The sequence below is a fragment of the Enterococcus sp. M190262 genome (assembly GCF_005843965.1).
Lineage (GTDB): Bacteria > Bacillota > Bacilli > Lactobacillales > Enterococcaceae > Enterococcus_D > Enterococcus_D gallinarum.
This window is the reverse complement of sequence record NZ_CP040461.1, coordinates 1,343,740-1,355,909: the sequence shown is the minus strand read 5'-3', so window position 1 is coordinate 1,355,909 and position 12,170 is coordinate 1,343,740. Positions and strand designations below refer to the sequence as shown.

General features: G+C 41.3%; 10 protein-coding genes. 5 read left to right on the top strand and 5 right to left on the bottom strand.

Going from position 1 to position 12,170, the window contains the following annotated elements; translation table 11 throughout:
- Positions 1-80: 80 nt before the first annotated feature.
- From FE005_RS06400 to FE005_RS06385, 4 genes are read left to right on the top strand one after another with little or no spacing between them, the layout of a single operon-like run.
- A complete protein-coding gene (locus FE005_RS06400) occupies positions 81-707 on the top strand; it encodes a YesL family protein (protein WP_138371481.1) in 627 nt (208 codons plus the stop codon).
- Positions 708-734: 27 nt separating this feature from the next.
- Positions 735-2,597, top strand: a complete 1,863-nt coding sequence (locus FE005_RS06395; RefSeq protein WP_138371480.1) for a beta-N-acetylhexosaminidase — start codon at positions 735-737, stop codon at positions 2,595-2,597.
- A gap of 36 nt (positions 2,598-2,633) precedes the next feature.
- Complete coding sequence (locus tag FE005_RS06390; protein WP_060813083.1) at positions 2,634-3,119, top strand: hypothetical protein; 486 nt, start codon at positions 2,634-2,636, stop codon at positions 3,117-3,119.
- An 11-nt stretch (positions 3,120-3,130) separates the two neighbouring features.
- Positions 3,131-4,429, top strand: a complete 1,299-nt coding sequence (locus FE005_RS06385) for an alpha-L-fucosidase (RefSeq protein ID WP_138371479.1) — start codon at positions 3,131-3,133, stop codon at positions 4,427-4,429.
- 246 nt (positions 4,430-4,675) lie between these two features.
- Here the strand turns inward: FE005_RS06385 and FE005_RS06380 are convergent, their stop codons facing one another.
- The 5 genes from FE005_RS06380 to FE005_RS06360 form a co-directional block, all read right to left on the bottom strand.
- Positions 4,676-5,968, bottom strand: coding sequence for a family 20 glycosylhydrolase (locus FE005_RS06380; protein WP_230321080.1), 1,293 nt, complete (start codon positions 5,966-5,968; stop codon positions 4,676-4,678).
- Between the two features lie 29 nt (positions 5,969-5,997).
- Positions 5,998-8,256, bottom strand: a complete 2,259-nt coding sequence (locus FE005_RS06375) for a helix-turn-helix domain-containing protein (protein ID WP_138372197.1) — start codon at positions 8,254-8,256, stop codon at positions 5,998-6,000.
- 100 nt (positions 8,257-8,356) lie between these two features.
- On the bottom strand, positions 8,357-9,256 hold the full coding sequence (locus tag FE005_RS06370; protein WP_103300335.1) for an ROK family protein: 900 nt from the start codon (positions 9,254-9,256) through the stop codon (positions 8,357-8,359).
- A gap of 228 nt (positions 9,257-9,484) precedes the next feature.
- Positions 9,485-10,648, bottom strand: a complete 1,164-nt coding sequence (locus FE005_RS06365) for an AI-2E family transporter (protein ID WP_003128601.1) — start codon at positions 10,646-10,648, stop codon at positions 9,485-9,487.
- A gap of 11 nt (positions 10,649-10,659) precedes the next feature.
- Positions 10,660-11,010 carry a PTS glucitol/sorbitol transporter subunit IIA gene (locus FE005_RS06360; protein ID WP_003128600.1) on the bottom strand — a complete coding sequence of 117 codons (351 nt, stop codon included), beginning with the start codon at positions 11,008-11,010 and terminating at the stop codon, positions 10,660-10,662.
- A gap of 118 nt (positions 11,011-11,128) precedes the next feature.
- On the opposite strand from FE005_RS06360, the gene FE005_RS06355 reads away from it, so the two are divergent.
- Positions 11,129-12,151, top strand: coding sequence for a lactonase family protein (locus FE005_RS06355; RefSeq protein ID WP_138371477.1), 1,023 nt, complete (start codon positions 11,129-11,131; stop codon positions 12,149-12,151).
- Positions 12,152-12,170 lie beyond the last annotated feature (19 nt).

Sequence of the window (12,170 nt, the reverse complement as noted above, 5' to 3'; positions counted from 1 at the left end):
CTTTCTAAAAGGTCCATTTCTTGCTACTATTTGGCTAGTAGTGTTCTACTTTTTATCAATTAGTTAAAAGAGGTGTGTCCATGAAACAATCACGAGGGTTATTTGATCTATCTTACCGTTTGGGTGATTATTTGCTGATGGTGATTCGATTGCATTTTTTGTGGTTCTTTTTTGTCCTACGGGGGGGAATCATTTTTGGCTTCTTTCCAGCGACGGCTACTGTTATTCGCTATTTCTTTGAATTATTTGCAAAAAAACCACTGCCTGCCGAACTTTATAGTTGGTTCAAACAACAAACAGCCAAAAATTTTTGGCGTAGTAATCAACTAGGTTTGCTGCAAATGGCGATCTTGCTGCTGCTATGGATCGAGCTGCGGATTTCCAGTACATTCTTGCAAAATGCCTTTCTCCATTTCGGATTGACGGTACTCTTTATCAGCGGTTTGCTCATCAGTTTTTATTTACTGCCGGTCTTTGTCCGCTACCATCTTCCTTTTTGGGTCTATTTCAGGAATGCGTCTCTTTTAATGATCGTTAGTGTGCCACAAACGATTGCCATGATCTTAGGTGTGTTTTTGGTTACATTCGCCGCTACCTTTTTGCCGATTTTGTTATTCATTGCCTTCATCCCTTTGCTTCTCTGGCCAATCAGTTGGTTCGCCTATCAAGCGATCCAAAAAACAGAGTTGCTAACAAATGAACACTGACGATTTTTTACTAAAGGAGAGTGAATCATGGAGATAAAGATTGTCACCAACGAAGACGTCGCCGCTTTTTTTCAAATCGTTGCTCCTGAACTTGGCTTGTCACTATCAGAAACCGGCAAACCGCTTGAATTAATCCGCCGAAAAGGATCATTGAAAATCATTTCCAATACAGAAAAAGCCACGATTTACTATCAGGAAAAAGCCCATTTATTTCGAGGGCTCCTTCTATGGATGCAAGCAGATATCGATTTTATCCACGAAGAGACTCCGCAATTTGACCAAATCGGTCCTATGATCGATTTATCTCGAAATGCAGTACTGACAGTGCCTCAGTTGAAACGTTTCATTTTGTTGAGCAGTAAAATGGGGCTCAACAGTCTCATGCTATATATGGAAGATACTTACGAAATTCCTGAATATCCTTATTTTGGTCATTTGCGAGGGAGATACAGTCAATCTGACTTGCGGGAATTGGACCATTACGCTGACCAATTAGGCGTTACATTAGTTCCTGCGATCCAAACACTCGCTCATTTGACAAATCCATTAAAGTGGCATTTTGCCAAAGAGATACGTGACACGGAAGACATTCTGCTAGTTGGTGAGCCCAAAACTTACATTTTTCTTGAAGCCGCTCTTCGTTCCATTCGCAGCTGCTTCAAAACAAATAAAATCCATATTGGTATGGATGAAGCACACCAATTAGGAAAAGGTCGTTACCTCGAACACAATGGTTTAGAAGATCGCTTTGCCATCATGATTAAACATTTAAAACACGTCATCACTCTCTGTGAACAGCTACAGCTAGAACCCATGATGTGGAGTGACATGTTCTTTCGGATCGGTTCTCCAACAGGCGATTACTATGATCCAGCAGTCGTCATTCCTTCAGAAGTCATTCAGCAAATTCCAGCGGTCAACATGGTGTACTGGGATTATTATCATCATGATTTTCAAACGTATCAACGACTGTTTGCTGAACATAAAAAGCTAAACCAACCCACAGTATTTGCTGGCGGTATTTGGACATGGAATGGACTGGCACCCAATTATGGCAAAACCATCGCTACAATGGAGCAAGCATTAAGAAGTGCCAAAGCAAATGGCATCACTGAAGTCTATGCTACCTTATGGGGAGATGACGGCGCAGAGACCCCGATGATTGCCAGCTTGTTAGGTCTACAATTATTTAGCGAGGCCCAGTTTTATGCCACGCCATCGCGGGAGATTGTCACAGATCACTTGAAACTATTTCATGGATCACAAGCAGAAGATTTTCTTTTGCTGGATCTTTTTGACCAAACTCCCGGTGTTGCTGCCGAAAATCCTTCTGGATCAAATCCAAGTAAATTATTGCTTTATCAAGATATTCTTTATGGCCTTTATGAAAAGACATTCAGAGAGGTGCCATTGACCCAACATTATGAGGAACTGGCCCAACGATTGGCCGCAGTCACGGGGACACAGGACACACAACGGATGTTCCGCTTTTATCACCAATTAGCGGTGGTACTAGCTTTGAAAGCTTCTTTGAGTCCCTGGATCTCAGAAGCCTATCATGAAAAAAACCGCGAGAACCTTCAAAAAGCCCTTGAGATGATTCAGCGCTATCAGCAGGAATTACAATACTTGCATCAATCTCATCGAGATCTGTGGTTTGAATGGAACCGCCCCTTTGGGTTTGAAGTGATCGATCTTCGCTACGGCGCTCTATCTAAACGTGCCGAGATGGCACAATGGCGTTTGCAGAACTATTTGGATGGTCACATCACTAGATTACCAGAACTAGAGATGCCACTGTTGCCAGTAGATGATCCCTCAAGTGTCGGCAGTTTGGGAAGAAATCTTTTCCATGGCATTTATAGTGCCAGCAAGATATCTGATGTATAAGTACAAAAAATAGTGCAGAAAACAAGGAGGATTTGCATGAAAAAAAAGAGTTATCCCTTATTTTTCGTTGGTTTACTTTTCATTTGCGGTCTATTTTTTTATCAACAGACAACTTCTCGTTCAGCAGAAACCACTGTAGCGCGTTTGCAAGTTACAGGAGCCGTTACAGATTCTTCTGCAGCACAAGCGTGTCTGACCGTACTAAAGCAAAACCTGCAGGCAGCCACTCAGAAAGACGTTGAGGGCTACACAGCGACCCTTGTTACTTCTGCAAGAGAATCTACGGCAAAGGAAATGCACGCTTTTTTTGCGAAATATGATTTGACTCATGAACTCTTGTCTTTTGAAGTTGTCAAACAAGAAGCAGACTCCATGCTGGTAGCTGCACAGCAAAAAACAGTGAACCAAGGACAGAATGACTATCGCGACCATATTACCCAAGCCCATCATACCTTTGTGCTCGAGAATGGGCAGTGGAAGATTAAAGAAACGGTTATGACAAACACCGAATTCATTGATTAAGGAGTATCTCTATGAAAACATTTCAGAATTGGCCTGATCATTACCCCGATCCTAGCTGGTTTATTCATGATCGGTTTGGGTTGTTCATTCATTTTGGCTTATTTAGTATTGGTGCACGCCACGAATGGTTTATGACCACCGAAGAAATTGCCCCCGAAACTTATCGAGAAACTTATTTCGACCAATTTAATCCCAATTTATTTGATGCTGCTGTTTGGGCCCAAACAGCTAAAGATTGCGGTGTTCAATATATAGTCTTTACTACGAAACATCATGAAGGGTTCGCCCTATGGGATAGTGAATGGACCGATTATAAAGTCACCAATACACCCTTTAAGCGAGATTTACTCGCAGAATTATTGCCTGCGTTTCGTGATGTGGGAATCAAAATCGGACTCTATCATTCGCTGATTGACTGGTACCACCCTCATTTTACGATTGATGGATTGCATCCTCAAAGAAGTGACTTAGCCGCTCGAGAGTCCAATTCTCAACGGGATATGCTTATTTATCAAGATTTCATTGCTGGTCAAGTGACCGAACTATTGACTCAGTATGGTAGGATCGATTATATGTGGTTCGACTTTCCTTACAGTCATCGTGATTGGGGCTGGTCTAAAGGAAAAGGAACAGAAGACTGGGACAGTTCGCGACTGGAAAAAATCTGTCGGACACTCCAACCGGATATGCTGATCAATGATCGCTTGGAACTTGGTCGGGGAATTACCACCCCTGAACAATTTCAACCAGAAAAACCACTGGAAAAAGACGGTTTACCTGTTCTTTGGGAAGCCTGTCAGACAATGTACGGGACTTGGGGCTATGATCGCGATGCGTTGGAATGGAAATCAAGTGATATGTTGGTGAAAATGTTGATCGATACGGTTTCAAAAGGGGGTAATTTTTTATTGAACATTGGTCCTAATCCCCGAGGAGAGATCGATCCGCGGGCAGTCAAACGAATGCAGGCGATTGGTGCATGGATACGGCTGCATAAAGAAGCTATCATCGATTGTGGTCCTAGTAAATACCCGGTACCTAAAGATTGTCGTTATACTCAAAATGGCAAGAAACTCTATTTGCATGTATATAGCTATCCCTTCAAACATATTCATTTGCCGGAAATTGCTGATCAAGTTCGCTTTATCCGCTTCTTGCATGATGGCTCTGAAATTTTTTATCGTGGCTTTGATCCTAATGAAGTCATCACTTCTACGGAAGCTGTCATTGCTCCTAATGATCTAGTCGTCACGCTGCCGGTAGTGCCACCTAATGTTCTCATTCCAGTCCTTGAGATTACATTGAAGTGAAAAGAGTAGAACAAAGAATACCGTAAAGCGCTAGACAATATCTCTAGCAAATAGACGGCAGACAGTAAATCTTCCTCGCAAACCCACGACGAAGATTCACTAGACTGCCGTCTACTATTTAAGTACTTGCTTTAAATACTCGCTTTAGATACTCGCTTTAGGTATTCTCTCCATGTATTCTTCTTAGGAATCTCTTCTTATCGTCCACTTTAAAACAAGTCACGTTTTCCTAGAGAACGTTTCGCTTTACTGCTCTTTAGTCAACAACGACTGCCATTTCTGAAATAGTTGGCTAAAGGTTTCTTTCCCTGGATCTGTTTCTTCATAAACTTTTAGGCTAATGATAGCTTGCAGCCAAAAAGCTTCTGTGATCACTGCCGCACCTTCTTTTGCATCTGGGATATCTGCCCAAATCGCTAATGCGATCGCTGGGGTTTGTGCTAGTTGTTCTTGGGTCACTTGCTGTCCGTTGGCAAAAGTCGTTAATGTAAACTCATCGCTTATTTTTTCATAGGTCGGATACGTATACCCTGCAGCTTCACCTACTACATAATAAAAGAAATTGTCATTGTGATTGATCACAGAATAGCCTTTGTCAAAATAAAGAGCGACTGGTGCCATATTTTGATTCCAGCGTGTCCAATAGGAAATCTCACAGTTTTTCGTTAAGGAAAGCTTTTCCTTTCGATTCAAACGATAAAACCCATCATTCCATACACGAACAACAAAACCTAAGTCAGTCACATAGTCCACCAAATCATTCACATACGCAATGAATACTTCAATCCCACTTGCTTCTGGTCCATATGCTTCTTTGGCAGCTTCAACTAAAGTCGGAAACTCTTCTAGACGGTCAAAATCAACAAATTCATCCGCACCAATATGGAAATAATGGCTGTCTACAAATAGCTCTGCGTATTCTTTGTAAATCTCTCGGATGAAAGCGACAGCTTCTTGGTCAAGAATGTTCAATGCCCTAGCATCGACCTCACCAGTCGCGTTAGGTAAACACCATTCGGGATGGGTGGCTAAGACTTGCTTGAGATGTCCTGGGGAGTCAAAATCAGGAATGATCTCGATACCGTAACCTTTGGCATATGTGATTAGTTCTCGGATCTCTGTTTTTGTTAAATGTTCGGTTGATACAATCTCCGGAAAACGTTCAGACTCGATTCGAAATCCTTCATTTTCTGAAAAATGGACTTGCAAATGGGTGAACTGAAAAAAAGCCATACTGTGAACGAGTGCTTTTAGTTCTTTTAAGGAAAAATATTTGCGGCCAATATCGATCATTAGGCAGCGCTCCTTGATTTGGGCGGTGTAGCTGTTTTTTTGTTGTTTCTTCGTCACTTGATTCAAATAGTAGGTTGTCAGACCATAAAATAATTGCTGGGGATCTTTCGCAGTAATCGTTTTTTGTTCCTCATCAAGAATAAAATCTGCCGTTAGTGCAGGTTCGATCTTAATTTTTGGTTCCTCTTCTAATGAGACACCAATAGAAGTATAAAGTTCTCTCGCTTTTTGAGTCATTTCTTTCATTGTCACATTTCCCTTCATTTTTCGCATTTTCAGCGTTTTTGGTTGATTTTGCGATATTGTCCTGGTGTTACACCAACGATCGTTCGAAACTTACGCGTATAGTTCGAGACATCATAATAACCGTTGTCCCGAATGATTTCTTTGATCGGTAGATCGGTTTCGACTAATTCTTGTTTGATTTTTTCTAACCGCAGTTCTTGGATATACTTAGAAAATGTTTTGCCACTTTCTTTTTTCACAAATCGGCTAATATAAGAGACAGATACTTTAAATTCTTCCGCAATAGATTCCAATGACAGCTGAGAAGACTGAAAGTTTGCTTTGATGTAAGCAAAAATCGTTTCATTCAACTCCGATTCTTGATTTTGTGGTCGATCCCTCACTTTTTCGCAAATATGCTGGACCAATTGTTGCAACACCGTTCCTAGCTGCATCAGAGTGGTAAAATCTGCATGTTCGGCTGCAAATAGCAAAATCTCCTCTCCCACTAATTCGCCTCCCGTTTGTGCAACCGTATTCAATAAATAATAGCCATACATCTTTTGGACCGGCTGAGATCGTTGTTTACTTAACCCGTCTTTGATTAACCAATGCACCGTTTCAATTGCGATATCGCTATTTCCTTGATTCAATGCTTGGATCAGTTTTAATTTTTGACTGTCGGGATACTGGATCGCCGAGCGTTGTTCTTCTGCGGAAATTTCAAGGTAATAAATGATTTGCTGGTTGTTACTGACATGATAATCCAATGCAGCTAATCCTTCAATATAAGATTCATTGATAGCCGTCAATTCATTGACGATGGTTCCCACCCCAATTGCTGGAAGCAGTCCAATCGCAGCTGCTATTTTTGCCGCGACTTCTTGAACGATCTCTTCCTGTTGGTATCTGTGATCAAATCCCACAGTCAATGCGATCACTTCAGTGGAAAGGATCTCGGTGGCGTAGGCTGTGTACCCTTGGCTGCTGATTTCTTCAATATAGTCAATCAGAAAACAGCTCTCGCCGGCTTTATATTTTGAAGCCACGGTTTTGGTATCGATCGTGATGACAAAATAATTGTCCGCAGGAAAATGAATATGAACGGCTTCGATCAGCCTTGCAACTTCTTGTTCCGAACGCAGACGACCGCTCATCAGCTTTCTAAGAACTTGTTCTCGAGCATGCGGTGTCTGCATCTGGATTTCTTTATGCAGTTCCTGCTGTTCTTCTAAAACAGCAGCCAATGTATTATGAACATCATCCATCGAATTGACCGACATCTCCATATCTTTATGGAATTCTCGAACCAAATGTTCGATTTTGCGGATCGGTCGATAATTTCTGATCCCCATTAATGTAACAGCAATGATCCCCACGAATAGAATACACATAAAAATAAGAATGAAATGTTCTTGAACGCGATTGACCAGCGATAATGCTTGTGATGGATTGGTTACCGATACCACTGAGATATGCAGTTCCTCATTGGGAATTGATTGAACGAGGTACTTTTGCTGATTAAACTGAAAGGTGTCCTGAGTGGTGATCTGAGCCATTTCTTGGGGATCATTCAAAAAAACTGTCAAATCGTTATGATTTGTGCTAGCTAAAATCTGAAACTCATCATTGATCAAATAATTCGTACTCGCACCATCACTATTGGTCAAGTCCAGCATTTTTGCTAAGCTGGCTTCTTTGATCTCATAAATAGCTGCTCCATAGACAGTCAGTTCATCATTTTGTAACGGCACAATGTAGAAGAATCGGGAATGATGCCGTGCCAATGATGCCCCTTCGATAGTCAGCAACGTTGGATAAGCTTTCTCTAGCTGATCGATCAGCTGTCCTTGCTGCATATCATTATCTGGGATTACTTTTTCTAAGAAACCTTCGACGGATAATTTGCCAATCGAAGAAAAAAAGTTCTCCGGTTCTTCTTTATAGTATAAATAAACTTCTTCGACAAACTCATTCGTGATCTTGTAGGTTTGCAGGCTTGCTTTGCCTTCCTTTGAATAATAGGGATGGGTCAAAAAATTTAATGAGAGTTGATGGTCATCCGTCATTTTCTGGGTCAGGTAGTTCAATTGAAGGAAGTTGTTCTCTAAGGAGTATTTCAATTGAATCAACTGATTCTTTGCCGTTAATGCAACCTGTTCATTGATACTTTTGACAGAAGTCGCATACCAAATCCACGAGACCGTTAAAAAGGGGATCAGGAATACCAGCAAGTAGGAACTGATTGAGCGCGCGATCCCTCTGAACGTGTTTTGCCCGTTTTGATCGTAAAACTTTTTCACTTTTATCACCTGACCCTTGTTTCATTCGCTGCAATTTAAACGCTTACATAATAAGAAAATAGAGACTATTTTTTTATTACATTTTTATCTTAGAATTGCAACTGTTTTAACTAGTTTTCATTTCAAAAGTTTGCAGTAACCAATTGTAGCAAGCACCAATCAAATTGGACTCATTCCCAAACTGGCAACAGGCAACATTTGGCAATCGAACTGTACTAGGAATCTGCGCTGCAATCTGCTGAATCTTCTTTTCTAATAGCGGCAGTAAAAAGTCGCTTTCACTGATTCCGCCTCCAATCAAAACAATTTCTGGATCAAGAATGTATTGTAGGTTGTAGCAGGCCACGGCTAGCTTTTCAATAAAGCGATCCACCCAAATCGTCACTGCCGGATCGTTTTGCTGGTAGTAAGCAACAACTTTATACCCATCAATCGAGGGATCTTTTTTTTCGGCTGCAACTTGTTCTACCAATGTTCTTGTTGCACCGGCAATACTCCAAATTTCCCAATCTTTCTTTTCGACTTCAGGAAACAGCATATAACCAAACTCGCCAGCTAAAAAGTGTTTGCCACGAATCAACTGGTTATCGACCATCAATCCGCCTCCCACAGAGGTACCTAAAACAATGACAGCAAAACTGCTAGCGCCTCTTCCTCTTCCCAGCCATTTTTCTGCTAAAAGCGCGCAATTGCCATCATTCTCCGCGATGACGGGTTTTTGATAATAGTCCGTTAAGAAAGAAACCATGCGATTACCAAATCCCTCATAAAGCGGTGAATCCATCCCAATCTGTTGTGTCACTGGATCGACTAATCCTGTCGTACTAATAGCAATTCCGGAAAAGTCTTTTGGATAGTCATTATCAATATGTGAAATCAATCGGTCGATCACAGTTGAATAGTCTTTATTCATCGGAAAGCTTCCTAATTGTATTCTTTCTCCGTGACTATTCAACAACCCCGTCTTGATCATTGTCCCTCCGATATCTACTGCAAGAATCTTCATTCCAACGCTCCTTTGCTTGTATGTGCTTTCAGTATAAGCATTCTCTAGAAACAGAAGCTATATGTTTTTCTTGCAACTATGTGTCAAAAATCGCACATAACAAAAAGGCTGAAGCAATTCGCTCCAGCCTTCTAAATTCAGCTTTTTTATACTCCGATAAAAAACTAGAAAAATGTGTGAGTCAGTGTGATTTTCACAAAGATCTTTCTTCAAAAAATTTTCTTCGAACTATTCTTGCTGAACATCGCTTTCCGTTTCTTCTTCATACAAACTCGATACGGTCGTATACCATTCAAAAATATGGGTAATGATCACTTTTGCCGCAGCATATACCGGGATCCCCAGAATCACGCCGACAAGTCCGAAGAGTTTACCCGAAGTCAGCAATACTAATAAAATCGTCACGGGATGGATCGACAACTCGTTTCCTAAAACGAGTGGTGAGATCAATCGCCCTTCAATAGTCTGTTCGATCACAAAGACGACCAGGACTTTCACCAACAGGACAGGACCACCGACGATACCCAAAAAGACCGCCGGAACCATCGCTAGAAAAGAGCCTAGGTATGGAATCAAGTTCAAAAAGCCAGCTGCGATCCCTAATGTGATGGCATAATCTAGGCCGATCAAACTAAAACCGACCATAAACATGATGGCTACTGCAAATGCGACTGTTAGTTGCCCTCGAATATAAGAAGAAACTTGATCATTCATCTCTTTTAAAACCGTCAATGATGGTTTACGCATTTTTGTCGGCAAAAATTTCACGAAATAAGGTGCTAACTGTCGTCCATCTTTTAAAAGATAAAAGAGAATAAACGGCATCGTTATGACAGCCAATACCACCGTTGCAACGGCCCCAAAAAAGCTGCCGATATTTTGAATCGTGCTCCGTGATAAGTTTTGAATGATGTCGGTCATTGATGCAATCAACTTCTCATTAGATGCTTCCAATTGATCTTGAACTTGTGAGAAAATCGGATCGGACAAAATCTCATTGACTTTATTTTCAATGATATCCAAATATCCGGGCAAATTCTCAACGAAACTCATGGACTGTTCTTGGATCTTCGGCACAATCACCACAACGCCCCAGACGATCAATCCGATGACCAAAATAAAAAGACCGAAAATACTATAGATGCGTTTGATTCCCTTTCGTTCCAGATAATCAACCGCAGGATTCATCAAGTAATACAAAATCCCCGCCAAAATGATTGGCAATCCAACAATCGCCAGAAATTGCCAAATTGGCTCAAATAGATAGGATACTTTCGTAAACATAAACAAGATCAATAAGACGAGTAGAACCACTAATAGACTCGTGACTGCTTGATTATTTAAAAACCACTTCCAAAACCAGGACAAAGGGCGCTTCTCTGTTTCCTTCATTTCCCCGCCTCCTACTTGTAGATAACTTTCATACCAACTTCAAGGGTCGGCAAATTGAAAGGTTCTAAATAGATAGCGCTGGTCAGTTGCTCTTCGGGTACTTCATCGAAGATAAATGTCACATGCTGGATCGTTTGCAAAATTTGATTTGCGATAGGACCGACATGTGTCACGGTGTACGACTGATCCCCAAAAATAAGTGTATCGCCGTTTTCTACGACCAAATCTTGAGAATCTGGAATCGATTGGATCACTGAATACTCCCTTAAGATCTCTGTTGCTTGGTCGCCGAAAAAAATCAGCATTTTTTCTTTTTGATCGATCGCTTGTGGCCCAATCGCTTTGATTGTTCCTTGTTTCATACAACAACCTCCCCTTTATGTTCTTTTTTTATTATAACATAAGAAGTTTTTCTATCCGCCCATTTCCGCATTCTATGGTAGAATTAATAAGAAATCAAACTATTAGGAGGCTTTTTTTATGTTGCAAACGATCTACCTAGGCACTTATACGCGTCGCGAAAGTAAAGGGATCTATTCGATCACTTTAGATACAGAAAAAGAACAATTGGTCGACTTGACCTTGCGTGCGGAAGAAAAGAGCCCAACGTATCTTGCCCGCAGTAAAAAAGAAAGAGTTTATACTGTGACCGAAGTTGATGGCGCAGGCGGTTGTGGTGCTTATACGCCTGAATTTGAGTTATTGAATACTGTGACCGAAGAAGGCGCACCATTGTGTTATGTAGCAGTAGATGAACCTCGTCAACTTGTTTATGGTGCTAATTATCATAAAGGTGAAGTAAACGTCTACAAAATATTGGCGGACGGCAGTATTGAAGCCACTGATCACATCTATCATGATGAACCTGTTGGTCCTCACGAAAATCAAGACAACCCTCATGTACACTACACAGACTTAACGCCGGATCAACGCTTAGCTGTATGTGATCTTGGAACAGACCGTGTGTATACGTATGACGTTTCTGCTGAAGGAAAATTAACAGAAGCGGCTGTTTATGGTGCAGCTGCCGGAACAGGCCCTCGTCATTTAGTGTTCCATCCTAACCACCAATATGCTTATCTGGTAGGAGAACTAGACAGCTCTTTGACTGTTTTACGCTACAATGAAGCTGATGGCAGCTTTGAAGAAATCCAAAAAGTACCGACTTTACCAGAAGATTTCACCGACTTTAATAGTGGGGCTGCTGTCCGAGTATCAAAAGATGGACGTTTCGTTTATTCATCCAATCGTGGACACAACTCTCTCGTTGTCTTTGAAGTAACTGAAGATGGCGCTGGATTGAATTTCATTCAACGTCTATCAACGGAAGGTGACTTCCCGCGAGACTTTGACTTGGACCCAACCAACAAATTCTTAGTTTGTGCCAATCAAAATTCCGACAACTTGACTTTGTACCGTCGCAACGCCGAAACTGGTGAACTCACTACTATTCAAAAAGACGTTTACGCGCCTGAATGTGTTTGTGTCTTATTTGAAAAATAAAACGATCAGGAGGACTCCC